A 25,816-nucleotide genomic window follows, 5' to 3' on the forward strand; every position below is an offset into this window, starting at 1 on the left:
TGGAGTTTGGTGTTGTGTTTGTTTCTTTGTTTTGGTGGGTTTTTGTCTGCCCCCCCCCCCCCCCCCAACAAAGCCCCGCCCGACAGACCAATCTGACGACCGGCCCGGCTGACAGGGCCGCCGGACGGCGCCGGCGCTAAGAAGGGGCCCTTCCTATACAAAAAGCGATAACAAGGTGCCCTTCCTTTCATCCCGACGGCGCGGGCCGGACCGAACGCGGCTATCGTCGGCCCTCGTGAAGGTGTGGATCCCGCACGAGCAGGGCCGAGCGCTCCTGGGTGAACTGCCCGCCGACGTACGGGTGGAGGTGGTCGCCGATCCGCAGCGGGCGCCCGCGAGCGGCGCTGGCGTGCGGTTCTGGGTGCCGCCGTTTCTCGCCCTCGGCGACGCCGTGCGACTCGCCGACCGGTTGCCCGACCTGCGGGTGGTGCAGTTGCTGTCAGCCGGAGCGGATGCCTGGGTGAACCGGCTGGCCGGGGACGTCGTCCTGTGTGACGCCCGGGGCGTACACGACTCGTCCACCGCCGAGTGGGTGCTCACGGCGATCCTGGCCCACCTGCGCGCCTTCGACGAGTTCGCCCGGGCGCAGGCCCGGCACGAGTGGGCAACGCTGGACTTCACCCCGACCGACGAGCTTGCCGGTAAGCGCGTCCTGATCGTCGGCGCCGGTTCGATCGGCGAGGCGATCCGGGCCCGGCTCGCGCCGTTCGAGGTGGAGATCACCCGGGTGGCCCGGACCGCGCGACCGGCGGAGGGCGTCCACGGCGTGGCCGAGCTGCCGACGCTGCTGCCGGCGGCCGACATCGTGGTCCTGATCGTGCCCTTGACCAACCGGACCATCGGCATGGTGGACGCGAAGTTCCTGGCCGCGATGCCGGACCGGGCGTTGCTGGTCAACGCGGCCCGTGGACCGGTGGTGGACACCGGGGCGCTGGTGGCGGAGTTGACCGCCGGCCGGCTGCGGGCCGCGCTGGACGTCACGGACCCGGAACCGTTGCCGGCCGGCCATCCCCTCTGGGATCTGCCGGGTGTCCTGCTCACTCCGCACGTCGGCGGCTCCGTGCGCGGGCTGCTACCCCGGGCGTACCGGCTGGTCGGCGCGCAGTTGCGTCGCTTCCTGGCCGGGGAACCGTTGCTCAACCAGGTCGTCGACGGCTACTGAGGTCGACAGCGTACTGAGGTCGACGGCTACTGAGGCGGCTGGCCGGTCGGGTCGGTGGCCGTGGGGTTCGTCGTGGTCGTCGCTTCGAGCGGCCGGCCACTGGCCGCGACCAGCCGTGGCAGGTCGGATCGGCGTACGCCGGGCAGCCGGACCAGCCGCCCGTCGGTGAGCTTGGCGATCGCCCGCCCGCGCTGATCCCCGGCCAGGTCGGCGATCGCTGACCAGGGGATGTGCCGCTGACCGGCCAGCGCCCGCAGCCGTAGCCCGGTCCGGTCGGCCTGGGTGCCGGCGCGCCAGGCCCAGAGGCCGATCGCCAGCGGCACCAGCAGGATCGGCGCGAGATACCAGTGGAGGCTCGCCACCGGCAGGGCACCGATGAGGGCGATCAGGGCAGCGAGCCAGATGGTCTGGCTGTGCCGGAAGCGAACGGTGTCGGCGCTGCTCACCCGGCAATTTTCGCACCTAGGTCACCGGCCGCTGGAGGCGGGCGCCCGCACCGGCCGCTCCGCCGGACCCGAGCGGGCGTTGCGGTGCCGGTGCCTGGTCAAGAAGGGGCCCTTCCTATACGGAAAGCGATAACAAGGGCCCCTTCCTTGCGTCTCAGGCGGTGTAGCCGGGCATCGGGTAGGTGGCGAGCAGGTCACGCACCTCGCCGGCGATCCGGTCCAGGGCGGCGTCGTCGTCCTTGACGGCGGCGCTGACCGCCTCGTCCATCCAGGCGGCCACCTGGGGCATCTGCTCCTCGGTGAGGCCACGGGTGGTCAGGGCCGCCGTGCCGAGGCGGATGCCGGACGGATCGAACGGCTTACGCGGGTCGTACGGCACGGTGTTGTAGTTCAGTTCGATGCCGGCCCGGTCCAGCGCCTGCGCGGCGGGCTTGCCGCCGATGCCCTTGCCGGTGAGGTCGGCGAGGATCAGGTGGTTGTCGGTGCCGCCGGAGATCAGGTCGAAGCCCCGGTCGACCAGCCCGGCCGCCAGCGCCTTGGCGTTGGCCACGATCTGTGCCGCGTACGCCCGGAAGTCCGGCCCGGACGCCTCGTGCAGCGCCACCGCGATGCCGGCGGTGGTGTGGTTGTGCGGGCCGCCCTGGAGGCCGGGGAAGACGGCCTTGTCGATCGCCGCGGCGTGCTGGGCGGTCGTCATGATCATGGCCCCGCGCGGGCCGCGCAGCGTCTTGTGGGTGGTGGTGGTGATCACGTCGGCGTGCCCGACCGGCGACGGGTGGGCACCGCCGGCGACCAGGCCGGCGATGTGCGCGATGTCGGCGACGAGGACCGCGTCCACCTCGCGGGCGATCTCGGCGAAGCCGGCGAAGTCGATGATGCGCGGTACCGCCGTACCCCCGCAGAAGATCACCTTCGGGCGTTCCCGGCGGGCCAGGTCGCGGACCTCGTCGAGGTCGATGAGGCCGGTCTCCCGGGAGACGCCGTAGCGGACCGAGTTGAACCACTTGCCGGTGGCGGACACGGACCAGCCGTGGGTGAGGTGGCCGCCCATCGGCAGGGACATCCCCAGCACCGTGTCGCCGGGGGAGAGGAAGGCCAGGTAGACGGCGAGGTTGGCCGGCGAGCCGGAGTACGGCTGCACGTTGGCGTGCTCGACGCCGAAGACGGCCTTGGCCCGCTCGATGGCGAGCGTCTCGATGGGGTCGATGAACTGCTGGCCCTCGTAGTACCGCTTCCCGGCGTAACCCTCCGAGTACTTGTTGGTCAGCACGGTGCCGCTGGCCTCCAGCACCGCCGTCGAGACGTAGTTCTCCGAGGCGATCATCCGCAGTTTGTCGTGCTGGCGCTGCGCCTCGCCTTCGACGAGGGCGGCCAGCTGCGGGTCCGCCGCGGTCAGACTGGCGATCGATGGTACGTGCACGAGCGTCCTCCTGGCTGGTACGCCGGCCGCGACCGGCGAGGTGAGCGGCTTTGCCCGTCGGCGATCCTGTCAGGCGGCGCGCGACGGAGGGCCAGGCGGGCCCGCTACCGCGCCCGGTCGACCCCGGTGTGGCCACGGCTCATGGCGCCCACGCGGTCGACCGGGCGGGCGTGTGCCCGCCGGTCTCCGCGTACACCCAGGCGCACGGCGTACGCATCCGGTCGCTCCCCGGTGGTCGGTTCCACCTCGCCGCGCCAGTCGCAGGTACCTGTGCATGTTAACCGGTGGCACCTTGAGCCGGCAGGGTCGGCACGCCGGTTCGATCCGGAGACCAGCCCAGTGGATCACCCATCGGTCGTACGGCCGAACCGGCACCGGTTGTCCGGTTGGGTGATTCTGGTCGTCGGGGTAGCCGGTGGGAACTTGAAACGGGGCCGGGATGGGTGCGCCGCCGCCGCTCAGACGCGCTTAAACGATTCAGCTATTCCGGGGTGGAGCGGTGCTGCCCCGGGGCGTCAGGTGCGCCGATTCATCCTGGTACGCCCCCACCGGTTCGCCGCCGATGGCCCGCAGCAGATGCCGGGCGGCCCGCCCGCCGTAGGCCGGGATGTCCCGGCTGAGCGCGGTGAGCGCGGGATGCACGAGTTGGCACAGTGGCGAGTCGTCCCAGGCCACAATGGACAGATCGCCCGGAACGGCCAACCCCATCTCCTGGGCCACCGACAGCCCGGCGATCGCCATCACGTCGTTGTCGTACATGATCGCGGTGGGCCGTTCCGCGGCACTGAGCAACCGTCGGGTGATCCGTGCCCCGTCCTCGCCGCTGTAGTCGGACGGGACGCTTACCGCCCAGCGCACCTCCGGGCGCTGGCGCATCCGCTCGAAGGCCGCGGACCGCAGTTCGGTGTGCAGCAGGCCGGTCAGTCCACCGACCCGGGCGATCCGGCGGTGGCCCAGCGCGATCAGGTACTCCAGCGTCTCGGTGACGGCGGCGGCGTCGTCCGACCAGACGTGCGGCAGCCGACCGGTGTGCCCGGGACCGCCGATCACCACGGCCGGCAGGTCGAGTTCCTCGAGCATCGGCACCCGCCGGTCGTCGGCGCGCAGGTCACAGAGGAAGACGCCGTCCACCCGGCGCTCGCCCCACCAACGCCGGTACACGGTGATCTCGTCCTCCGGATCGGAGACCACCTGCAGGGTGAGCGCGTAGCCCCGGGCGGAGAGTTCCGACTCGACGCCGCTGATCAGTTCCATGAAGAACGGTTCGATCCCGAGGATGCGGGCCGGCCGGGACAGGGCCAGGCCGACCGCTCGGGCGCTGGCGCCGGAGAGGGCCCGGGCGGCGCTGTTCGGATTGAATCCGATCTCCTCGGCGATGGCCAGGATGCGTTGCCGGGTGGCCGCCGAGACACCGGGCTGACCGTTCAGCGCGTAGGAGACCGCGCCTTTGGACACCCCGGCCCGCCGGGCCACGTCTGCGATCGTGGGCCGTTTCACCGGCGCTCCTCCGCGTGTGTACCGCCCGCCGCCGGTAAGCCGTGACGGGGTCCCGAGCCCTTACCGGGTCGGCCTGGCCGGACACCGGAAGGGGGGCTACTTGCACGGTTAAGCATAGTGGTCTTGCGCCATGGCTCGTGATCTTTCTTACAACGTTGAAACTGGTGGGAGCGCTCCATGTAACGGTAAAGAGTCACAAAACCCCCATAGCCTCGGCAGCGCTGTGGCCAAGGTTACGGCTCGGCCACGGCGTTGGTCGCTTATTGACACGTCTCCTGAACCGCACCTACGGTGGCTTTCACTTATCCGGTTCAGTCAACGTTCCTCGATCTTGGGAGCGTTTCCACATGGTGGTCGGAGGATTGGCAATGAGACGGTCTTTGCCCAGGTGGCTGCGGGTGGCCGCGGTGGGGCTGGTGGCGACCTCGATGGTCGCCGCGTGCAGTGGCAAGAGCGGAAGCGACTCCGGCGGCAGTAGCGGCGGCAACGTGACCCTGAAGATCGCCTTCTGGGGTGACTTCGGCTTGCAGGACCTGAAGACGAAGTACGAGGCCGCGCACACCAACGTCAAGATCGAGCTGGACACCGGCGAGTACAACGCGCAGCACGAGAACCTGCAGAAGAAGCTGATCGCCGGCTCCGGGGCCCCGGACATCGCGGCCGTCGACGAGGGCTTCATCGTGCAGTTCCGCTCCCAGTCGGACAAGTTCGTCAACCTGCTGGACAAGGGCGCCGCGTCGTACGAGAGCAAGTACCTGCCCTGGAAGTGGAAGAACTCGCTGTCCCCGGACGGCAAGGTCCAGATCGGCCTCGGCACCGACGTCGGCGGTCTGGCGATGTGCTACCGGTCGGACCTGTTCAAGCAGGCCGGCCTGCCGACCGACCGGGACCAGGTCTCCGCCCTCTGGCCCACCTGGGACAAGTTCATCGAGGTCGGTCAGCAGTACACCAGCAAGACGCACAAGAAGTTCATCGACGCCGCGTCGAACATGTTCAACCCGGTCCTCAGCCAGCAGCCGGTCGGCTTCTACGACACCGAGGACCAGCTGAAGATGGACGGCGGCCCGAAGGTCGCGTTCGACTACAGCGTCAAGGCCGTCCAGGCCGGGCTGTCGGCGAACCTGGCCAGCTTCCAGGCCGACTGGGACAAGGGCTTCCTGAACAACAAGTTCGCCGTGCTGGCCTGCCCCGCGTGGATGCTCGGCCACATCAAGGACACCGCGCCGTCGACCAACGGCAAGTGGGACATCGCCGCGGTTCCCGGCGGCGGCGGCAACTGGGGTGGCTCCTGGCTGACCATCCCGAAGCAGGGCAAGAACGTCGACGAGGCGTACAAGTTCCTGGAGTGGCTGGTCCAGCCGGAGCAGCAGATCGACATCTTCAAGAAGGTCGGCAACCTGCCCTCGCAGCCGGCGCTCTACACCGACCCGGCGATCGCGGACTTCAAGAACCCGTTCTTCAGCAACGCGCCGGTCGGGCAGATCTTCCCGAAGATGGCGCAGGGTCTGCAGCCGCAGTACCTGGGCAAGAAGGCCGGCCCGACCCGGGTGGCCGTGGAGAACGTGCTGACCCGCGTACAGAACGGCAGTCTGAAGCCCGAAGCCGCCTGGGGCGAGGCGGTCAAGGAAGCGCAGAAGGCGGCCAACGCCTGATGGGCGACTGAGGGGATCGGCCGGGACCGGATCGCCGTGAGGGCGGTCCGGTCTCGGCCCGCCCTCATGGGTCGGTCGGACCGCGGTGTCCCACCGGCCCGGTACCCGTGAATCAGGGCCTTCGGGTGCGCGACCCGCGCGGCGGGTCGCGGACCTCGTGGCCCCGCTCGTGCGCCGCGAGTCCGAACCGGTTCCAGCCGCCCTTCCGGCGACCCCTCTGGAGATACCTATGACCACCACCCGCACCCAGCCGCCCCCCGGCGGCCAGTGGGCCGATCTCGCCAAGGGCACACCGGCCCCCGGTCGGGGCGCGCGCCCGTCGAACCTGCGCAACCGGTTGCTGCGCTTCGACATGCGCTACATGCCGTACGCGATGATCGCCCCGTTCTTTCTCATCTTCCTGGTGTTCGGCCTCTTCCCGCTGATCTTCAACGCGGTGGTCGCGTTCCGGCACTGGCGCCTGGACGACCCGACCCGCGCCGGTTGGGCCGGGCTGGAGAACTTCACCAAGCTCGCCAGCGACGACGACTTCTGGAACGCGCTCTACAACACGCTCGGCATCTTCGTGATGTCGACCATCCCGCAGCTGCTGATCGCCCTGGTCGTGGCCTCGGTGCTGAACCGCCAACTGCGCGGCCAGACCTGGTGGCGGGTCGGCGTCCTGCTGCCGTACGTCACCCCGATCACCGCCTCGACGATGGTGTTCAACACGATCCTCGCCCGCGATGACGGCGTGGCCAACTGGGTGCTCGGGCTGCTCGGCATGGGCAGTGCCGACCATCCGATCGACTGGCGGGCCGACAAGCTGCACTCCTGGATCGCCATCGCCACGATGGTCAACTGGAAGTGGATCGGCTACAACGCCCTGCTCTACCTCGCCGCCATGCAGTCCATCTCCCGGGACGTGTACGAGGCGTCGGCGCTGGACGGCGCCGGACCCAACCGGCAGCTCTGGCAGATCACCGTGCCGATGATCCGACCCGTACTGCTGTTCACGGTGGTCCTGTCCACCATCGGTGGCCTGCAACTGTTCACCGAACCGATGCTGTTCGAACAGAACTCCCAACAGGCGACCGGGGGTGCGAACGGTGAGTGGCAAACCATCGCCCAGCTCATCTACAAGGTCGGCTGGAAGGACCTCAACCTGGGCTACGCGGCCGCCATGGCGATGGCGCTGTTCGTCATCGTCATCCTGATCACCGGCCTCAACAGCCTGATCACCAACCGACTCGGAGGGGGACGACGGTGACCACAAGCACCGAGGGACATCGGGCCCGGCACAGCGTTTCGACCGCCACACCGAGCGGCCGGCGCCGGGCGGCCCTGCTCGGCCGCGCCCCACAGGACACCCCGGGCAGCGTCCGGACGTACCTGATGCTCGGGCTGATCGTGCTGTTCTCGGCGTTCCCGCTCTACTGGATGTTCGTGATCGCGACCAGCACCGACCAGGCGCTGGCCAAGGTGCCGCCGGCGGTGGTGCCCGGTAGCCAGTTCATGGTCAACCTGCGCGAGGTCTTCTCGATGCAGGACGTCTACTTCGCCGCGTCGCTGATCAACAGCGCCATCGTGGCAACGGTGGTCACCCTCTCGATGCTGTTCTTCTGCTCGCTGGCCGGCTTCGCCTTCGCGAAGCTGCGCTTCCGGGGCAGCAACGCGCTGATGCTGATCGTCGTGCTCACCCTCACCGTGCCGAGCCAGCTCGGCATCGTGGCGCTCTACATCGTGATGGGCAAGCTCGGCTGGAACGGCACCCTGCTCGCGGTCATCGCGCCCAACCTGGTCACCGCGTTCGGGGTGTTCTACATGCGGCAGTTCATCCTGAACGCCGTGCCGGACGAACTGGTCGAGTCGGGCCGGATGGACGGCGCCACCACCATGCGGGTGTACTGGAGCATCGTGCTGCCGGCGATCCGGCCGGCGCTGGCGGTGCTCGGTCTGCTCACCTTCGTGGCCATGTGGAACGACTTCCAGTGGCCGCTGATCACCCTCGCCGGGTCGGACTTCCCCACCTCCATGGTGGCCATCTCCGACCTGGCCAGCGGCAACTACGTCATCTTCCGCCGGGTGCTGGCCGGCGCGTTCGTGGCAACCCTGCCGCTGCTGATCCTGCTCGGCATCGGCGGCCGGCAGATCGTCCGAGGCATCATGGAAGGCGCGGTGAAGACGTGACCGCAGACCAGACCGGCCGCCCCGGAGGCGACACCTCCGGGGCCGGCCGGCCCGGTCCCCGCCCCGGCGACGTCCGACCACTGCACGACGGTTGGGTGCTGCGTGCCACGCCCGGCCCCGAGGTACCCGCCGACATCGCCGGGGTTCCGGTACCGGCCACCGTTCCCGGCTGCGTCCACACCGATCTGCTGGCCGCCGGGCTGATTCCGGACCCCTACCTGGACCAGAACGAGAAGCTGCTGTCCTGGATCGGGCGCACCGAGTGGACGTACGAGACCCGGTTCGACTGGTCCGGCGCGGACACCGAACGGGTCGACCTGGTCTGCGCCGGCCTGGACACGGTGGCCACCGTGCTGCTCAACGACATCGAGTTGGGCCGTACCGCGAACATGCACCGGGGCTGGCGGTTCGACGTCCGGGCCGCCCTGCGGACCGGCGAGAACGTGTTGCGGGTGCGGTTCGAATCGGCGTACCGGTACGCCGAGGCGCTGCGCGACCAGCTGGGCGACCGGCCGAACGCCTACCCCGAACCGTTCAACTTCATCCGCAAGATGGCCTGCAACTTCGGTTGGGACTGGGGACCCACGCTGGTCACCGCCGGGATCTGGCAGCCCATCTCGCTGCACCGCTGGGACACCGCGCGGCTGGCCGAGGTCCGGCCGCTGGTCACCGTGGCTGACGGCCGGGGCCGGGTCGAGGTCCACGTCCGGCTCGACCGCACCGGCGGCGATCCGGTGCGGGTGGCGGCCACCGTCGCCGGGTCGCGCGTCGTCACGGTCGTCCCGCCGGGCGAGCGGACGACCGTGCTCGACCTCACGGTCGCCGATCCCGAGCTGTGGTGGCCCCGGGGGTACGGTGAGCAGCCGCGCTACCCGCTGACCGTCACCCTGCATCCCGCCGCCCCGGACGGCCCGACCGAGGCCATCGGTGACGCGGTCGAGCTGGACCGGTGGGAACGGCCGATCGGGTTCCGCTCGATCCGCCTGGAGACCACGCCGGACGCGCTCGGCAGCCCGTTCACGCTCGTCGTCAACGACCGGCCCGTCTTCGTCAAGGGAGCCAACTGGATCCCGGACGACGTGTTCCCGACCCGGGTCGACCGGCAGCGGTACGCCGAGCGGCTGAACCAGGCCGTCGAGGCGAACATGAACCTGCTGCGGGTCTGGGGCGGCGGCCGGTACGAGTCGGACGACTTCTACGACCTGGCCGACTCGCTCGGGCTGCTGGTGCAGCAGGACTTCCTGTTCGCCTGCGCGGCCTACCCGGAGGAGGGCCCGTTCCCCGCCGAGGTGGCCGCCGAGGCGCGGGAACAGGTGGCCCGGCTGGCCGGACACCCCAGCCTGGTGCTGTGGACCGGCTGCAACGAGAACATCTGGGGCTTCCACGACTGGGACTGGCGGGAGCCGCTGGCCGGCCGCACCTGGGGCGAGGGCTACTACCTCGACCTGCTGCCGGGCATCGTCGCCGAACTGGACCCCACCGTGCCGTACTGGCCGGGCAGCCCGTGGTCCGGCCGAACGGATCTGCACCCGAACGATCCCGGGCACGGCACCATGCACATCTGGGACGTCTGGAACACCGACGACTACACCAGGTACCGCCAGTACCTTCCCCGGTTCGCCGCGGAGTTCGGCTGGCAGGCGCCACCGACGTACGCGACCCTGCGCCGGGCGCTGTCCGACGATCCGTTGGCGCACGACTCCGCCGGTATGGCGCACCACCAGAAGGCCATCGACGGTGACCTGAAGCTCCAGCGGGGGCTGGACGCGCACCTGCCCACGCCGAAGGACTTCGACGACTGGCACTACCTGACCCAGGTGGTCCAGGCCCGCGCGTTGGCCACCGGCATCGAGCACTTCCGGGCCCACCGCCCGGTGTGCATGGGCACGATCATGTGGCAGCTCAACGACTGCTGGCCGGTCACCTCGTGGTCCGCCGTGGACGGCGACGGCCGGCGCAAACCCCTGTGGTACGCGCTGCGCCGCTCGTACGCGGACCGGTTCCTGACCGTGCAACCGCACGAGGGCGGGCTGGTGGTCGTGGTGGTCAACGAGACCCCGGCGCCCTGGTCGACGGAGCTGGCGCTGGCCCGGCTGACCCTGGACGGCGAACCGCGGGCCAAGGCGTCGCTACCGGCGCGGGTGCCGGCGTACTCGGCGGTGGCGCTGCCCGTGCCGGCCGACCTGGCGGACCCGGAGCATCCGCGCGGTGAGCTGCTGCGTGCCGAGTTGGAGGGCGCCTCCGGTCCGGCCGTCCGGACCGGCCCCGAGCCGGCCTCTGACCCGGAACCGACCCACGGCGCTGGGCCCGGCGGCGCCGAGCGGGCGCTGTGGTTCTATGCCGAGGACCGGGATCTCGACTGGCCGGCCGCCGACTACACGGCCCAGGTGGACCGGGTGCCCGGCGGCTACCGGGTTCAGGTGAACGCGCGGACGTTGCTGCGCGATCTCACCCTCTTCCCGGACCGGCTGGACCCGGACGCGACGGTGGACGACGCCCTGCGCACCCTGCTGCCGGGGGAGTCGAGCACGTTCAGCGTGCGCTCGGACGCCGACCTCGACCCGTCGGCGCTGATCACCCGCCCGGTCCTGCGCTGCGTCAACGACATCACCTGACAGGAAGGGCCCCCTGTTATCGCTTTTTGTATAGCAGGGGGCCCTTCTTAACGCCCCAGCTCGGCCGGCGTCGCGGCGAGTGCTCCGGCCACGTACCGCAGCTCGGCGGTGGTGTGGTCGGCCTCGCGCAGCACGGCGGTGGTGTGGTCGGCCTCGCGTAGTGCGGCGGTGGTGCTGGCGGGGCCCGCCGGCAGCAGCGGCGGCCGGACCCGCGCGCTGGGCAGCTCACCTCGCTCGTACAGCACCGCCTTGATCACCGTCGGGTTGGGCTCGGCGAACAGCGCCGCCGACAGTGCCGAGAGCCGGTGTCCGAGGGTCCGTCCCCGGACCGCGTCGCCGGCCCGCCAGGCCCGAACCAACTCCGCGAAGGCGGCCGTGGCGACGTGCGCGGACGCCAGGATCGCGCCGGGCGCGCCGAGGGCGAGCAGCGCGGCGGCGTACAGGTCGTCGCCGGCGAGGACCGCGAATCCCGGCGGTACGTGGGCCAGCAGCGCCACCGTCTCCGCGTCGATGCCGCCGGTGGCCAGCTTCACCCCGGCGATGTTGGGCAGTTCGGCCAGCCGCAGCAGCGTGGCGGCGGACAACGGCTGCCCGGTGCGGTACGGCACGTGGTAGATGATCAGCGGTACCGGACTGGCCGAGGCGAGCCGGTCGAAGTGGGCGAGCGTGGCGGCTTCGCCCGGCCGGACGAACGGCGGTACCAGGGTGAGCGCGGCCGTCACCTCAGGCCGGTCGGTGAGTTCCCGCAGCCGCGCCTCGGTGTTCGCGCCGACCACGAGCGGCGCCGACCGTTCCCGGCACACCCGGAGCACCGCGTCGAGCACGGCCCGCCGTTCCGGTTCGGTGAGCGAGTCGGGCTCGCCGGTGGTGCCGAGCGCGACCAGGCCGGTCGCGCCGTCGTCCAGCAGCCGGTACGCGAGCGCGGCAAGCGCGTCGGTGTCGACCTGTCCGTCCGACCCGAACGGGGTGACCAGCGGTACGTACAGCCCGGTGAGCGTCATGCCCCCAGCCTCGATCATCCCGCACCATAAGGTCCAGTTCGGATTCCTTAGCAGAACCGTAAGCTGAACTGATGCTTGAGGTACGCCGGCTCCACCTGTTGCGCGACCTGTCCCGGCTCGGCACGATCGCGGCGGTGGCCGAGGCGCACGCCTACACGGCGTCGGCGGTGTCGCAGCAGCTCAGCACGCTGGAACGGGAGGCGGGCGTACCGCTGCTGGTCCGCGCCGGCCGGCGGGTCGCGCTCACCCCCGCCGCGACCGTCCTGGTCCGGCACGCCGAGGAGATCCTGGCCGGGCTCGAACGGGCCGGCGCGGCGATGGCCGCCGCCCGGACCGGCCTGTCCGGGACGCTGCGGATCGGGGCCTTCCCCACCGCCGCCCGTACCCTGCTGCCGGGTGCCCTCGTGGCACTGGGCCGCGAGCATCCCGGGCTGGATCTCGCGGTCACCGAGCTGGATCCGGTCGCGGTGCCCGACGCGCTGCGGGACCGGCGGCTGGACCTCGCCCTCGTCCACGACTACGACGTCGTGCCCGCGGAGCCCGATCCGGCGCTGGACGCGCAACCCCTGCTGGACGAGACGGTCCACCTCGCGGTACCCGCCACCGATGCCTCCGACGGACCCGCCACGGGCATGGCCGGCGGGGGCGTCGCCGGCGGGTCCGACCCGGATCCGTTGGCCGGGGTACGGGGTGCCGACTGGATCGTCGGCAGTCCCGGCACACTCTGCTACGCCATGACGGGGTACGCCTGCCGGGCCGCCGGGTTCACGCCACGGCTGCGGCATCACGCCGACGACTTCGCCACCGTGTTGGCGCTGGTGGCGGCGGGTCAGGGGGTGGCCCTGGTGCCGCGGCTCGCCGTGGTGGACCCGCCGGACGGTGTCCGTCTCATCCCGCTGGCTCTCCGCCGCCGGACGGCCCTGACGTACCGTCGCGGTGGGGTGGGACATCCGGCCGTGGCGGCCGGAATCGCCGCGATCCGCACGGCCGCCGCCATGTACCAGGATTGACGCGGCGTACCGGGACTGACGCGGCGTGCCGGGACTGACGCCGGGTACCGGAAGCGAACGCGGTGTACGGGAAATGACCAGGGCCCTCACGGCGATCTTCCGCCAGTTCGGTCCGGCCCTACCGGTGCGGGAGGGGTTAGGGTGTGACTCGCCGCGGTCCGGACCGGCGGGCAGGGAGGCAGGATGTTCTCGCTCATCGTGGACGGTCCGGGCGATCCGGTCCGGCTGGTTCTCGCGGAGCTGCGGCACGCCCCGGTGGTGAGCGCGTTGATCGAGCGTAACCAGGCCCGGCTGGCCCGGTGGCAGCCGTGGGCCGCCTGGGCGCCGTCGGTCAGCAGCACGCGCGAGTACATCGCGTCCTGCCTCGACGGCTTCACCAAGGGCACCGAGATCTACACGTTGATCGAGCACGACCGGGACGGCATCGTCGGTAGCTGCGGGATGCGGCTGGATCCGCTCAATCTGACCGGCGACATCGGCTACTGGCTGGACGAGGCGGCGGAGGGCCAGGGTCTGGTGACTCGTTCGGTCCGTACGCTCACCCGGGCGGTCTTCGCCGAGCGCGGGTTGCGGCGGGTGCAGATCCGCACGATGGTGGACAACCGCCCGGCGCGGGCGGTCGCCGAACGGTTGGGCTTCGAGCACGAGGGAGTGTTGCGGCAGGCGCTGAACTTCGGCGACCACAGCGCCGATCTGGTGCTCTACGCGACGCTGGAACCGCCCGCCTAAGTGTCGACGCCGGCACCGCGATGTGGTGGCCGGTCACCGACGAGGGTCGGTTCCCGGTGTGCCGCCCGGACGAGACCCGTCCGGTACGCCAGGACCACCGCCTGCACCCGGTCACGCAGGCCCAACTTGGTCAGGATCCGGCTGACGTGCGACTTCACCGTGCCGATCGACATGTAGAGCCGTTCGGCGATGTCGGCGTTGGACAGTCCCTGGGCGATGAGTTCGAGGACCTCCTGCTCGCGGGCGGTGAGGGTGTCCAGCGCCGTCGACAGCGCCGGGTCGGCGGCGGGGAACGTGCCGAGCAGACAGTCCACCAGCCGCCGGGTGACGGCGGGCGCGATCGCCACGTCCCCGATGGCGACGGCCCGGATCGCCGCGAGCAGTTCGTCGGGTCGGGTGTCCTTCGTGAGGAATCCACTCGCGCCGGCCCGCAGGCATGCGAAGACGTGCTGATCGTGGTCGAGCGTGGTGAGGATGATGACCCGTGGGACGGCCGCCCGAGACCCGGACCGGTGGGCGGGCAGGGACCCGGACCGGTGGGCGGGGAGAGAGCCGGACCGGTGGGCGGGCAGGGGGCCGCCGTGCCCGGTTCGGATCCGGCGGGTGAGTTCGGCGCCGTCCAGGCCGGGCAGGTGGATCTCGGTGAGTACGACGTCCGGCCGGCTGCGGGTGGCGATCTCGACCGCGTGCGCGCCGTCGTCGGTCTCCGCGACGAGGTGCATGTCCGGGGCCTCGTTCAGGAAGGTACGTAGCCCAGCGCGGACAACGGCCTGATCATCAACCACCATCACCCGGATCGTCACCTGAACCAGCCTGCCGAATCCGGCCTAACACCTCGGTTACAGCATCGACCCGCTCCCGCTCCCGCTCCCGCTCGCCGGCCGGGTCCGTCCACGTCGACGCCGAGACCGCCCACGCCGGACGGGACGCTGGACCGGCGGCCTGACGGGATCTCCGTCGGACCGGTCAGGTGCACGGACCGGCCGGGTGCGGCAGGTCCGCGGACCCGGCCGGTTGCCGGGTCCGCGGTTTCGGCGTCTGCCGGATGTGCCTGGCGGTCAGCGCACCAGGACGCCGAGTGCCCTGACGGTGCCGTTCCTGGCCAGTTCGCCCTTGACCGCCACCCGCATGCCGATCCGCAGCACCTCGCGGGGCTGCTCGACGTCGTCCTTGACGATCACCGTCTTGCGGGTCAGCAGCACGGTGACGGGGCCCTTCACGGTCTTGAGAACCAGGGCGTCGCGTCCGGGCTTTCCGCCGATCTCCGCGATACCGCCGCACACCAGGACACCGACGGAACGGCCCTTGTCGCCTGGCTTGGGCTTGCCTTCGTCGCCGGGCTTGTCGCCGGGCTTGGGCTCGGACCTGCCGTCGATCCTGACCTTTTCCCCGGAGCCGGCCCGCTCGCCGACGCTGGCCAGCTTCGCCGACTTGATCTTGTCCGTGGGACTGTCGGCCGACTTGTCACCTGGCTTTCCGCCGGGCTGGTCGCCCGGCTTTCCGCCGGGTTTGTCGCCCGGCTTTCCGCCCGGCTTGGTCGCGTCCCGGCATGGGTCTCCGGAACCGGGCTTGTCCGGCTTGCCTGGCTTGCCGGGCTCGCCCTTGGCCACCCCGGCCGGCGGGTGGACGGCGGTTGCCGCCTGCGCACCGGGCGGTGCCGCCACCAGCGACCCGACCAGCGCCATCCCGCTGAGTCCCAGGAGTGCCTGCCTGACCCATCGTCGTCTCATAGGTCCATGCCTTCCTCGCGATCACCGACCGCGATCAGGGGTCCGAGCGGTCGACCGGATGCCGGTCGGCCGCGCTGCCGGAGCAAGCCTGCGGCGGCGGGGGCTCAACCGGCGTCTGTCGCAGGTCTACGTTTGGGTCACCGGAGGGCGGCGGGGGAGCCGGCTGTTACGCGGCTGTTATGCGCTATGACCAAGGCTTGGCGCATCGAGCTGGGCGGGAGGCGGCGTGCGGGTGCTGGTGGTCGAGGACGAGCGGACGTTGGCCCGTTATGTGGCCGACGGGCTGCGTGACGAGGGGATGGCCACCGACGTCTGCCACGACGGCAGGGAGGCGCTGGCGAAGCTCGACCTCAACGGGTACGAGGTGGTGGTGCTCGACCGTGACCTTCCGGGCGTGTCGGGCGACGAGGTGTGTCAGGCGCTGGCCGGTCGCGACCAGGCGCCGATGGTGTTGATGCTGACCGCGGCGGCCGACGTCACCGACCGGGTGTCCGGGCTGCGGCTGGGCGCCGACGACTACCTCGGCAAGCCGTTCGCCTTCGCCGAACTGGTGCTGCGGGTCCGGGCGTTGGGTCGGCGGGGCAGGGCGCACGCGCCACGGCTGGTCCGCGGCGACCTGACCGTGGACACCCTGCGCCGGCAGGTCACCCGCGGCGGGCAGGTGATCGCACTGACCGCCAAGGAGTACGCCACGCTCTACGCCCTGCTGGCCGCCGACGGTGCTCCGGTCAGCCAGGAGGAGCTGCTGGAGCGGGTGTGGGACGAGTTCGCCGACCCGTTCACCAACACCGTGCGGGTGACCGTCAACCGGTTGCGCCGCCGGCTCGGCGATCCGCCGCTGATCGAGACGATCATCGGCGTCGGGTACGTGATCCGGTGAGGCGCATCCAGAATCCGTTGCGGCGCATCCAGAATCCGCTGCGTCGCGCCCAGAATCCGCTGCGTCGCGCCCAGGGTCCGGTGCGGCGCGGGCTGACCGTCCGCGGTCGGTTGACCGTGCTGTACAGCGCACTGTTCCTGGTCGCCGGTGGGCTGCTGGTGGCCGGGATGGTCTGGTCGGTACGCGACTCCCTGTACGCCGATGTCAATCCCGCCGACAAGTCGAGCATCGAGCAGGCGCTGGCCGAGGGGTACGACAAGCAGGAGGCGTACGAGCAGCTCCGGGTGCAGGTGCGTGACCGTACGATGCGGCAGTTGGCCTGGAACGCGGGCCTCGCGCTGGTGGTGTTGACCGCGGTGTCCGGCGCGGCCGGCGCGGTGGTGTCCGGACGGCTGCTGGCGCGGGTGCGCCACGTGACCGAGGCGGCTCGGGCGGCCAGCGAGGCGAACCTGCGGGTCCGGCTCGACCTGCCGGGCCCCCGCGACGAGATCAAGGACCTGGGGGACACCTTCGACGCCATGCTCGCCCGGCTGGACGGTGTGTTCGAGGCGCAACGGCGGTTCGTGGCCAACGCCAGCCACGAGTTGCGGACGCCACTGGCGGTGACCCGTGCCGCGGTGGAGGTGACCCTGGCCAAACCGCACGCCACGACCGGTCAACTGCGCACGATGGGCGGCGAGGTCTGCGCCGAGATGGTTCGCGCCGAGCGGCTCGTCGACTCGTTGCTGACGCTCAGCCGCAGCGAGCAGTGGATCGGTACGGCCGAGATCGACGACCTCGCCGACCTGGCGGCGGAGGCACTGGACGCGGTACGGGGGGAGACCACCGACCGAGGGATCGAGGTGCGGACGGAGTTGGTGCCGGCCCCGGCCGCCGGTGACCTCGCGCTGCTGTCCCGGGCCGTGGCCAACCTGGTGGAGAACGCGGTGCGGCACAACCGTTCCGGCGGCGAGGTCACGGTGCGGACCGGCGTCGACGGCGGCTGGTCCTGGGTGCGGGTGGGCAACACCGGAGCGGACCTGACCGCGATGGACGTCGGACAGCTGTTCGAGCCGTTCAACCGGGGTGCGCGGACCAGACTGGACGACCGCGGCACGGGCCTGGGGCTGTCCATCGTGGCCGCGGTGGCCAGGGTCCACGGTGGGATGGTGTGGGCCCGCGCTCGACCGATGGCCGACGGTGGCGGCCTGGTCGTGCTCCTACAACTGCCCCACCGGGTGGACGCTCACTCCGGGACGCGGCGGTAGGCGCCGTCGCTGGCCGAGGTGGCCATCGAGGCGTACGCGCGCAGCGCCGCCGACACCGGCCGGTCCCGGTGCTCCGGAGTGTACGGCCGGTCGCGCTTCTCCTCGGCGACCCGGCGGGCCGCGAGCACCTCGTCCGACACGTTCAGCGTGATGGACCGGCCCGGGATGTCGATGACGATCTCGTCGCCCTCGGCCACCAGCGCGATCAGGCCGCCGGACGCCGCCTCCGGGGAGACGTGTCCGATGGACAGCCCGGAGGTGCCGCCGGAGAACCGGCCGTCGGTCAGCAGCGCACAGGCCCGGCCGAGTCCCCGCCCCTTCAGGAACGAGGTGGGGTAGAGCATCTCCTGCATCCCGGGGCCGCCCTTGGGGCCCTCGTACCGGATCACCAGGACGTCCCCGGCCACGATCCGGCGGCCGAGGATCGCCTCGACGGCCTCGTCCTGGGACTCGAAGACCCGGGCCGGCCCGGTGAACCGCAGGCACTCGTCCGGCACCCCGGCGGTCTTGACGACGCAGCCCTCGGGGGCCAGGTTGCCGTGCAGGATGGCCAGCCCGCCGTCCGCCGAGTAGGCGTGGGCCCGGTCCCGGATGCAGCCGTCCGCCGGGTCGGTGTCCAGGCTGGCCCAACGGTTGGTGGTGGAGAAGGGCTCGGTGGTGCGCACCCCGCCGGGCGCCGCGCCGAACAGTTCGGTCGCCGCCGGGGTGGCCTGGCCGCCCCGGATGTCCCAGTCGGCCAGCCAGGCGTCCAGCGAGTCGGCATGGACCGCGCGAACGTCCCGCCGCAACAGGCCGGCCCGGTCCAGCTCGCCGAGCAGGGCCGGGATGCCGCCGGCCCGGTGGACGTCCTCCATGTGGTACTTCTGCGAGTTCGGCGCGACCTTGGCCAGGCAGGGCACCCGGCGGGAGATCGCGTCGATGTCCGCCACGTCGAAGTCGAGTTCGGCTTCCCGCGCGGCGGCCAGCAGGTGCAGCACGGTGTTGGTCGAGCCGCCCATCGCCACGTCCAGGGCGACGGCGTTCTCGAAGGCGGCCCGGGAGGCGATCGAGCGGGGCAGCACGCTGGCGTCGTCCTCGTCGTACCACTGGCGGGCCAGGCCCACGATGGTCCGGCCGGCCTCGACGAACAGTGACCGGCGGGCGGCGTGGGTGGCCAGCGTGGAACCGTTGCCCGGCAGGGCCAGGCCGATCGCCTCGGTCAGGCAGTTCATCGAGTTGGCGGTGAACATGCCCGAGCAGGAGCCGCAGGTCGGGCAGGCGGACCGCTCGATCTCACCGAGCTGGCCCGCACTGACCGCGTCGTCGGAGGAGGCGATCATGGCGTCGATCAGGTCGAGCTTGCGGCCGTCGCCGGCGGTGACCACCCCGTCGACCACCGCCAGCGCCTCGATCTTGCCGGCCTCCATCGGGCCACCGGAGACGAAGACGGTCGGGATGTTCAGCCGGAGCGCGGCGAGCAGCATGCCCGGGGTGATCTTGTCGCAGTTCGAGATGCAGACCAGGGCGTCCGCGCAGTGCGCGTTGACCATGTACTCCACGGCGTCGGCGATCAGTTCCCGGCTGGGCAGCGAGTAGAGCATCCCGCCGTGCCCCATGGCGATGCCGTCGTCCACCGCGATGGTGTTGAACTCCCGGCCCACCCCGCCGGCCTCGGCGATCGACTCCGCCACCAGCCCACCGAGATCCTTCAGGTGGACGTGCCCCGGTACGAACTGGGTGAAGCTGTTCGCGATGGCCACGATCGGCTTACCGAAGTCGTCCTCGGTCATCCCGGTGGCGCGCCACAGCGCCCGGGCGCCGGCCATCGTCCGTCCGTGCGTGGAGGTCCTCGACCGCAGGTCAGGCATGGCACCAGTCTGACACCGTCGACGGGATCCGGTGGTGGTCCGGGCCCGGCCAGCCCACCACGCGGGACGCGGGCCGCCCGCGGCGACGCTCCGGAGCCGGGATGCACACCCGAATCCGCGCCGCGCGCCTGGTTCCCGCGTGTGGCATTGATCCGGCAGAGTTGAGGCGTGTACCCACTTCCGATCGTGGTGACCGTCGCGGTCGGTGGCGGGTCGGTCGCCGCGACCGCCACCGTCCTGCTGGTCCGGGCGGCGCGCCAGAGCGCCGCTAACGGCGCCCGGGCCGGCGCCGGTGCCGCTGGCGGCGCCCGTGCCGGTGCCGCTGGCGGCGCCCGTACCGGTGCCGCCGGTGTCGCCGCCGGTACGGACCGGGTCGCGCCGGGCGCGCTCAGCTCCTACCGGCTGTTGGCGGTCGGGTCGGCCGTCACCACCGTCACCGCCGTCGCCGGGCTGACCGTGCTGATCGGGCTGGGCGCCGACTGGTCGGGTCACCGCCAGCAGCGGATGATGCTGGCCTCCGTCGTGGCGCTGGGCTTCGCGCTGGGTGGGGTGACGCTCTGGGTCGGCCTGCTGCGGCTGCCCTGCGTGGTACGCGGTGCCGCGGCGGTGATCCGGCTGGCCCTGGACGGTCTGATCATCGCCGCCGCGCTCTGGTTCGTCGGCTGGGTCCTGCTGACCCCGCCCACCCGGCTGCTCGGCGCGGCAACCCCGGTGGGCTGCCCGGCCATCCTGCTGGCCACCGTGACGACCGCCGCGGGGAGCGGTCTGGCCGGAATCATGATCCTGCGGTCGGTCCGGCCACGGACCCGGCCGGTGCTGGCCGGCGCAGGGGTCACCGCCACCGCCCTGGGCGGCCTGCTGTTGGCCGCCGGCATCTGCCAGTCGGGTCCGGCGGTGACCCTGACCGGTGGCGTGCTCGGCCCGGCCGGGCTGTTGCTGCTGGCCCTGGCCGCGCACACCTCGGAGACGGTCGACGAGGCCGGTCCCGATGTGATGCTGCGCGGCACCGGATACGCCTTCCTGCCGATGGCCGGTCTCGCCGTCTCGGCCGTCTACCACCAGGCCGTCGGCGGGGTCTTCACCGCGTCGTCGCTGGCCGCCGGCATCGTGGAGGGCTTCGTCCTGGTGTCCCGGCACTCGCTGGCGCTGCGCCAGTTGCGCGGTTACGCCAGCCGGCTGGTCGAGCGGGAGGCGCACTTCCGTGAGCTGGCCCACACCGACCCGTTGACCGGGCTGGCCAACCGGCGGGGGCTGTTGCGGGCGCTGCACGAGGACCGGCCGGATCCGGCCGTGCTGCTCGGTCTGGACCTCGACGGCTTCAAGGTCGTCAACGACATGCGCGGGCACGACGTGGGGGACGCCGTGCTGGTGGAGGTGGGCCAGCGGCTGCGGGACAACCTGCGGCCCGACGACGTCGCGGCCCGGCTCGGCGGGGACGAGTTCGCCGTGCTGACCCGCGTCGGGCTGCCCGAGGCGCAGCGGGCCGCGGAACGGCTGCTCACGGTGCTCGGCGACGCGTACGGGGCGGCGGACGGGCCGGTCCACCTGTCGGTGAGCATCGGGCTGGCCGCACAGCCCGGCTCGGGCACGGTGGAGGACCTGCTGCGGCACGCCGATCTCGCGCTGCGGTACGCCAAGCAGCGCGGCAAGAACCGTGTCGAGCGGTACGACGCCAGCCACGAGAGCCGGCTGCGTCGGCGTACCACGCTGGAACACGAGCTGCGCGGCGCGATCGGCCGGGACGAGTTGTGGTTGGCGTTCCAGCCGGTGGTGGCGGTGCCCTCGGTCCGGCCGGTGGGAGCCGAGGCGCTGCTGCGGTGGGATCACCCCACGCTCGGCGCGGTCCGGCCGGACGAGTTCATCCCGCTGGCCGAGGAGTGCGGCATGATCTCCGAGCTGGGGGCCTGGGTGCTGGACCGGGCCTGCCAGCAGCTGTCCCGCTGGCTGGCCGACGGCCACGATGTGTGGATCTCGGTGAATGTCTCACCCCACGAGCTGCACGCGCCGGAGTACGTCCGGCAGGTCGCCGACGCCCTGCGGGCGTACCGGGTGCCGCCGCAGCGGCTGGTGCTGGAGGTCACCGAACACGCCGTCGCGACCGACCTGGACGAGCTGATCCGGCGGCTCGCGGAGCTGCGGGCCACCGGTGTACGGATCGCGCTCGACGACTTCGGCGCCGGCTACTCGTCGCTGGGGCAGCTACGCCGGCTGCCGATCGACATCCTGAAGATCGACCACAGCCTGGTGACCGAACCGGAGCCGGAGCCGAACGGCGGGATCCGCAGCGTGGCGGCGGTCGGCATGGTGGACATGGTGATGCGGTTGGGCCACCGGCTGGGGCTTGAGGTGATCGCGGAGGGGGTGACCACCCCGGCCGAGTTGGCGGCGGTGGTGGCGGCCGGCTGCCGCTTCGGCCAGGGGCTGCTGTTCGGCTGGGGAGTGCCGGCCGAACACCTGGCAGCGCGGCTGGTGGCGGCCTCGACATGGACCGGTGACGCCCAGCTGGCGGTGCCCGCGCAGCGGACCGGCGAGCCGGTCCCGGAGACACCGGGTGCCCAAGATGTGAGATCTGTTGACTCAGCGCGTGAGATGCGGCAGGCTTAGCGCCATGTCCTCGATCCGGTTTGCCCGAGTACTTACCTGAGCGCACTCTCTCCGAGAGTGCGCTGGCCCCGTGCATCCCGCACGAGGGCTTTTTTGTTGTCCGGCCCGCCACGCGCACCCGAAGGCTGAACCGCCATGACGCGACCCACACCAGAGACCCTCGCCCAACGAGCCCACGCCGCCGGCCAGCCGGCGCCCGTCGTAGCCTCCCCGGCCACCGTCGCATCGGCCGCCGCGGTACGAACCGCCGCTCCGGTCCAGGTTTCCGGTGCCGGCTCGCTCGTGCGGTCGCTTGAGGCGCTGGAGGTGGAGGTCGCGTTCGGCATTCCCGGCGGCGCGATCCTGCCCGCGTACGACCCGCTCTACGACTCGACCGTCCGGCACATCCTGGTCCGGCACGAGCAGGGCGCGGGGCACGCCGCCGCCGGCTACGCCCAGGCGACCGGGCGGGTGGGTGTCTGCATCGCCACCTCCGGGCCGGGCGCCACGAACCTGGTCACCCCGATCGCCGACGCCTACATGGACTCGGTGCCGATGGTGGCGATCACCGGGCAGGTGGCCCGCCCGTCGATCGGTTCGGACGCCTTCCAGGAGGCCGACATCCAGGGCATCACCCTGCCGATCACCAAGCACAACTTCCTGGTGCAGACGCCGGAGGAGATCCCGCAGATCCTGGCCGAGGCGTTCCATCTGGCCTCGACCGGCCGACCCGGCCCGGTGCTGGTGGACATCCCCAAGGACGTCCTGCAGGCGCAGACGACGTTCCGCTGGCCGCCCACCCTGGACCTGCCCGGTTACCGGTCCACGCTGCACCCGCACGGCAAGCAGATCCGGGAGGCGGCGCGGCTGATGGCCACGGCCCGCCGGCCGGTGCTGTACGTCGGCGGCGGGGTGCTCAAGGCGCAGGCCACCGAGGGGCTGCGGCGGCTGGCCGAGCTGACCGGCATCCCGGTGGTGACCACGCTGATGGCCCGGGGCGCGTTCCCGGACTCGCACCGGCAGCACCTCGGAATGCCGGGGATGCACGGCACGGTCGCCGCGGTGTACGCCCTGCAGAAGGCCGACCTGATCGTGGCGCTGGGCGCCCGGTTCGACGACCGGGTGACCGGCCGGCTCGACACCTTCGCACCGGGCGCGGCGATCGTCCACGCGGACATCGACCCGGCCGAGATCGGCAAGAACCGGCACGCCGACGTGCCCATCGTCGGCGACGTCCGGTACGTGGTCGACGAGTTGCTGACGGCGGTCGGGCAGGACCGGTCCGGTGCCGGTGCCGGGGTCGACCGTACCGAGTGGTGGGCACTGCTGGACGACCTGCGCCTGCGCTACCCGCTGGGGTACGACGAGCCGGCCGACGGCACGCTGGCCCCGCAGCACGTGATCAAGCGGATCGGCGAACTCGTCGGCCCGGACGCGGTCTACGTGGCGGGGGTCGGGCAGCACCAGATGTGGGCCAGCCAGTTCATCTCGTACGAGAAGCCCCGGAGCTGGCTGAACTCCGGTGGTCTCGGCACCATGGGCTACGCCGTGCCGGCGGCGATGGGCGCCAAGGTCGGCCGGCCGGACACGGCCGTGTGGGCGATCGACGGCGACGGTTGCTTCCAGATGACCAACCAGGAGCTGGCGACCTGCGCGCTGGAGGGCATCCCGATCAAGGTCGCGGTGATCAACAACGGTAACCTCGGCATGGTCCGGCAGTGGCAGACGCTGTTCTACAACGAGCGTTACTCGAACACCGAGCTGGGCACCCACAAGCACCGCATCCCGGACTTCGTCAAGCTGGCCGAGGCGCTCGGCTGCGTGGGGCTGCGCTGCGAGAACGCCGCGGACGTCGACCGGACGATCGAGGCGGCCATGGAGATCAACGACACACCCGTCGTGATCGACTTCGTGGTGGGCAAGGACGCCATGGTCTGGCCGATGGTCGCCGCCGGCACCAGCAACGACGAGATCATGTTCGCCCGGGACGTGCGCCCGGCCTTCGACGAGGACGAGATCTAACTCATGACCATCCATACTCTCTCCGTCCTGGTGGAGAACAAACCGGGCGTGCTGGCCCGGGTGGCCGGGCTGTTCTCCCGGCGCGGTTTCAACATCGACTCGTTGGCCGTGGGGGAGACCGAGAATCCCGAGGTCTCCCGGATCACGATCGTGGTCAACGCCGAGACCTCGCCACTGGAGCAGGTCACCAAGCAGCTCAACAAGCTGGTCAACGTACTCAAGATCGTGGAACTGGATCCGACGGTCTCGGTGGCCCGGGAACTCCTGCTGGTCAAGGTCCGGGTGGACCGGTCGGCCCGGTCGCAGGTGCTGGAGACCGTGGACCTGTTCCGGGCGCGGGTGGTGGACGTCTCACCGGAGACCCTGACCATCGAGGCGACCGGCACGCCCGACAAGCTGGACGCGCTGCTGCGCGACCTCGAACCGTTCGGCATCAAGGAAATGGTCCAGTCCGGGCTGGTGGCCATCGGCCGGGGCGCCCGGTCCATCACCGCCGGCCCCGCGCTGCGGGCCGCGTGACCGGCGTGCCGACCGGCCGCCGTAGGAAAGGGAAGAGTTCATGAGCGCTGAGGTGTACTACGACGACGATGCCGACCTGGCCGTCATCCAGGGCCGCAAGGTCGCGGTGATCGGCTATGGCAGCCAGGGGCACGCGCACGCCCTGTCGCTGCGGGACTCCGGCGTCGACGTGGTGGTCGGGTTGCCGGAGGGTTCGAAGAGCCGGGCCAAGGCCGAGGAGCAGGGACTGCCGGTGCGTACGCCGGCGGAGGCGGCCGCCGAGGCGGACGTGATCATGGTGCTGGCGCCGGACACCGCGCAGCGCACGCTCTACGCCGAGTCGATCGCGCCGCACCTGTCCGCCGGCAAGGCCCTGTTCTTCGGGCACGGGTTCAACATCCGTTACGGCTTCATCACCCCGCCGTCCGACGTGGACGTCGCGATGGTGGCGCCGAAGGGGCCGGGTCACCTGGTGCGCCGGCAGTACGTCGACGGCAAGGGTGTGCCCTGCCTGGTGGCCATCGAGCAGGATGCCAGCGGCAACGCCCTGGCCCTGGCGCTGGCGTACGCGAAGGGCATCGGCGGGACCCGGGCCGGGGTGATCCGGACCAGCTTCGCCGAGGAGACCGAGACCGACCTGTTCGGTGAGCAGGCGGTGCTCTGCGGCGGCGCCTCGGCGCTGGTGCAGACCGGTTTCGAGGTGCTCACCGAGGCCGGTTACGCCCCGGAGATCGCCTACTTCGAGTGCCTGCACGAGCTGAAGCTGATCGTCGACCTGATGTACGAGGGCGGCATCGCGCGGATGCGGTACAGCGTCTCGGACACCGCCGAGTACGGCGACTACTCGCGTGGGCCGCGCGTGATCGACGCGCGGGTGAAGGACGAGATGCGGCGGATCCTCGCCGAGATCAGGTCCGGTGAGTTCGCTCGGGAGTGGATCGCCGAGGACGACGCGGGCCGGCCCAACTTCAGCAAGTGGCGGGCCGAGGGTGCCGCGCACCCGATCGAGGAGACCGGCAAGGAACTGCGCGGGATGATGAGCTGGGTGGACCGGCCGATCACCGAGACCGCCTGATCCGCTCCGGCCCGTCGGGCCGTACCCGGTGCTCTCCCCGGCCCGGGTACGGCCCTGAACCATGTCCACCGGATCAAGTGATCTTGCGTGTGATGTCGGGTTTGTGAGGGCGCTCACGCGAGGTGCCGGGCCCTGTGAGGCCGGTGGCGGCCTACCATCGGCGGTGGGCGTGCCAACCTTGGCCGGCGCCTTCACTTCAGATCCTTCAGTGGCACAGAGATCCTTCAGTGGCA

General features: G+C 71.3%; 20 protein-coding genes and 1 riboswitch. Of the genes, 13 read left to right on the top strand and 7 right to left on the bottom strand.

The window, feature by feature from the left end; genetic code table 11:
- The first annotated feature begins 235 nt into the window (after window positions 1-235).
- Entirely contained in the window at window positions 236-1,162 is a 927-nt protein-coding gene (locus ACXN5W_RS26070; protein ID WP_473161021.1) for a 2-hydroxyacid dehydrogenase, read from the top strand.
- Window positions 1,163-1,188: 26 nt separating this feature from the next.
- Here ACXN5W_RS26070 and ACXN5W_RS26075 read toward each other — a convergent pair whose 3' ends face one another.
- The 3 genes from ACXN5W_RS26075 to ACXN5W_RS26085 form a co-directional block, all read right to left on the bottom strand.
- Entirely contained in the window at window positions 1,189-1,608 is a 420-nt protein-coding gene (locus ACXN5W_RS26075; protein ID WP_473161022.1) for a PH domain-containing protein, read from the bottom strand.
- Between the two features lie 154 nt (window positions 1,609-1,762).
- The gene (locus ACXN5W_RS26080; protein WP_473161023.1) at window positions 1,763-3,028 is read right to left on the bottom strand and encodes a serine hydroxymethyltransferase; all 1,266 of its coding nucleotides are present in this window, start codon (window positions 3,026-3,028) and stop codon (window positions 1,763-1,765) included.
- 187 nt (window positions 3,029-3,215) lie between these two features.
- A riboswitch (ZMP/ZTP riboswitch) is annotated at window positions 3,216-3,300 on the bottom strand.
- Window positions 3,301-3,505: 205 nt separating this feature from the next.
- Window positions 3,506-4,525, bottom strand: a complete 1,020-nt coding sequence (locus ACXN5W_RS26085) for a LacI family DNA-binding transcriptional regulator (protein WP_473161024.1) — start codon at window positions 4,523-4,525, stop codon at window positions 3,506-3,508.
- Between the two features lie 368 nt (window positions 4,526-4,893).
- Here ACXN5W_RS26085 and ACXN5W_RS26090 point away from each other — a divergent pair, with 368 nt between their 5' ends.
- The 4 genes from ACXN5W_RS26090 (at window position 4,894) to ACXN5W_RS26105 (ending at window position 10,961) form a co-directional block, all read left to right on the top strand.
- Window positions 4,894-6,177 (top strand): ABC transporter substrate-binding protein, encoded by a 1,284-nt coding sequence (locus tag ACXN5W_RS26090; protein ID WP_473161025.1) that lies wholly within the window; start codon window positions 4,894-4,896, stop codon window positions 6,175-6,177.
- A 229-nt stretch (window positions 6,178-6,406) separates the two neighbouring features.
- Entirely contained in the window at window positions 6,407-7,426 is a 1,020-nt protein-coding gene (locus tag ACXN5W_RS26095; RefSeq protein WP_473161026.1) for a carbohydrate ABC transporter permease, read from the top strand.
- Window positions 7,427-7,551: 125 nt separating this feature from the next.
- On the top strand, window positions 7,552-8,346 hold the full coding sequence (locus ACXN5W_RS26100) for a carbohydrate ABC transporter permease (protein ID WP_473161041.1): 795 nt from the start codon (window positions 7,552-7,554) through the stop codon (window positions 8,344-8,346).
- 80 nt (window positions 8,347-8,426) lie between these two features.
- Window positions 8,427-10,961 (top strand): glycoside hydrolase family 2 protein, encoded by a 2,535-nt coding sequence (locus ACXN5W_RS26105; protein ID WP_473161042.1) that lies wholly within the window; start codon window positions 8,427-8,429, stop codon window positions 10,959-10,961.
- Between the two features lie 47 nt (window positions 10,962-11,008).
- On the opposite strand, the gene ACXN5W_RS26110 is transcribed toward ACXN5W_RS26105, so the two are convergent.
- Window positions 11,009-11,962, bottom strand: coding sequence for a dihydrodipicolinate synthase family protein (locus ACXN5W_RS26110; RefSeq protein WP_473161043.1), 954 nt, complete (start codon window positions 11,960-11,962; stop codon window positions 11,009-11,011).
- A 71-nt stretch (window positions 11,963-12,033) separates the two neighbouring features.
- On the opposite strand from ACXN5W_RS26110, the gene ACXN5W_RS26115 reads away from it, so the two are divergent.
- Window positions 12,034-12,972, top strand: a complete 939-nt coding sequence (locus ACXN5W_RS26115) for a LysR family transcriptional regulator (protein WP_473161027.1) — start codon at window positions 12,034-12,036, stop codon at window positions 12,970-12,972.
- A gap of 183 nt (window positions 12,973-13,155) precedes the next feature.
- Window positions 13,156-13,701 (top strand): GNAT family N-acetyltransferase, encoded by a 546-nt coding sequence (locus ACXN5W_RS26120; protein WP_473161028.1) that lies wholly within the window; start codon window positions 13,156-13,158, stop codon window positions 13,699-13,701.
- Here the strand turns inward: ACXN5W_RS26120 and ACXN5W_RS26125 are convergent.
- Window positions 13,698-14,504, bottom strand: a complete 807-nt coding sequence (locus ACXN5W_RS26125) for a response regulator (protein WP_473161029.1) — start codon at window positions 14,502-14,504, stop codon at window positions 13,698-13,700. The two genes, ACXN5W_RS26120 and ACXN5W_RS26125, sit on opposite strands and share 4 nt — an antisense overlap.
- 255 nt (window positions 14,505-14,759) lie before the next feature.
- Complete coding sequence (locus ACXN5W_RS26130) at window positions 14,760-15,431, bottom strand: hypothetical protein (protein ID WP_473161030.1); 672 nt, start codon at window positions 15,429-15,431, stop codon at window positions 14,760-14,762.
- Between the two features lie 226 nt (window positions 15,432-15,657).
- Here ACXN5W_RS26130 and ACXN5W_RS26135 point away from each other — a divergent pair, with 226 nt between their 5' ends.
- Both ACXN5W_RS26135 and ACXN5W_RS26140 read left to right on the top strand, forming a co-directional pair.
- On the top strand, window positions 15,658-16,311 hold the full coding sequence (locus tag ACXN5W_RS26135; RefSeq protein WP_473161031.1) for a response regulator transcription factor: 654 nt from the start codon (window positions 15,658-15,660) through the stop codon (window positions 16,309-16,311).
- Window positions 16,308-17,558 (top strand): sensor histidine kinase, encoded by a 1,251-nt coding sequence (locus tag ACXN5W_RS26140; RefSeq protein WP_473161032.1) that lies wholly within the window; start codon window positions 16,308-16,310, stop codon window positions 17,556-17,558. Before ACXN5W_RS26135 ends, ACXN5W_RS26140 begins: the two co-directional genes overlap by 4 nt.
- On the opposite strand, the gene ilvD is transcribed toward ACXN5W_RS26140, so the two are convergent.
- Window positions 17,537-19,405 (bottom strand): dihydroxy-acid dehydratase, encoded by a 1,869-nt coding sequence (gene ilvD, locus ACXN5W_RS26145; RefSeq protein WP_473161033.1) that lies wholly within the window; start codon window positions 19,403-19,405, stop codon window positions 17,537-17,539. The genes ACXN5W_RS26140 and ilvD overlap by 22 nt on opposite strands.
- Window positions 19,406-19,573: 168 nt before the next feature.
- Between ilvD and ACXN5W_RS26150 the strand changes: the two genes are divergently transcribed.
- The 4 genes from ACXN5W_RS26150 to ilvC all read left to right on the top strand — a co-directional run bounded on the left by ACXN5W_RS26150 (window position 19,574) and on the right by ilvC (window position 25,583).
- Window positions 19,574-22,009, top strand: a complete 2,436-nt coding sequence (locus tag ACXN5W_RS26150; protein ID WP_473161034.1) for a putative bifunctional diguanylate cyclase/phosphodiesterase — start codon at window positions 19,574-19,576, stop codon at window positions 22,007-22,009.
- Between the two features lie 135 nt (window positions 22,010-22,144).
- Entirely contained in the window at window positions 22,145-24,010 is a 1,866-nt protein-coding gene (locus ACXN5W_RS26155) for an acetolactate synthase large subunit (protein WP_473161035.1), read from the top strand.
- A gap of 3 nt (window positions 24,011-24,013) precedes the next feature.
- Window positions 24,014-24,529: an acetolactate synthase small subunit gene (gene ilvN / locus ACXN5W_RS26160; protein WP_473161036.1), complete on the top strand. Its 516-nt coding sequence runs from the start codon at window positions 24,014-24,016 to the stop codon at window positions 24,527-24,529.
- A gap of 40 nt (window positions 24,530-24,569) precedes the next feature.
- Window positions 24,570-25,583, top strand: coding sequence for a ketol-acid reductoisomerase (gene ilvC, locus ACXN5W_RS26165; protein ID WP_473161037.1), 1,014 nt, complete (start codon window positions 24,570-24,572; stop codon window positions 25,581-25,583).
- Window positions 25,584-25,816 lie beyond the last annotated feature (233 nt).

Source organism: Plantactinospora sp. A48 (assembly GCF_055793945.1).

Coding starts and splice junctions, on each gene's coding strand:
- ilvD (WP_473161033.1), bottom strand. CDS start 19,405: ATGCCTGACCTGCGGTCGAGGACCTCCACGCACGGACGGACGATGGCC.
- ACXN5W_RS26155 (WP_473161035.1), top strand. CDS start 22,145: ATGACGCGACCCACACCAGAGACCCTCGCCCAACGAGCCCACGCCGCC.
- ACXN5W_RS26100 (WP_473161041.1), top strand. CDS start 7,552: ATGCTCGGGCTGATCGTGCTGTTCTCGGCGTTCCCGCTCTACTGGATG.
- ACXN5W_RS26090 (WP_473161025.1), top strand. CDS start 4,894: ATGAGACGGTCTTTGCCCAGGTGGCTGCGGGTGGCCGCGGTGGGGCTG.
- ACXN5W_RS26120 (WP_473161028.1), top strand. CDS start 13,156: ATGTTCTCGCTCATCGTGGACGGTCCGGGCGATCCGGTCCGGCTGGTT.
- ACXN5W_RS26130 (WP_473161030.1), bottom strand. CDS start 15,431: ATGAGACGACGATGGGTCAGGCAGGCACTCCTGGGACTCAGCGGGATG.
- ACXN5W_RS26115 (WP_473161027.1), top strand. CDS start 12,034: ATGCTTGAGGTACGCCGGCTCCACCTGTTGCGCGACCTGTCCCGGCTC.
- ACXN5W_RS26095 (WP_473161026.1), top strand. CDS start 6,407: ATGACCACCACCCGCACCCAGCCGCCCCCCGGCGGCCAGTGGGCCGAT.
- ACXN5W_RS26110 (WP_473161043.1), bottom strand. CDS start 11,962: ATGACGCTCACCGGGCTGTACGTACCGCTGGTCACCCCGTTCGGGTCG.
- ilvC (WP_473161037.1), top strand. CDS start 24,570: ATGAGCGCTGAGGTGTACTACGACGACGATGCCGACCTGGCCGTCATC.
- ilvN (WP_473161036.1), top strand. CDS start 24,014: ATGACCATCCATACTCTCTCCGTCCTGGTGGAGAACAAACCGGGCGTG.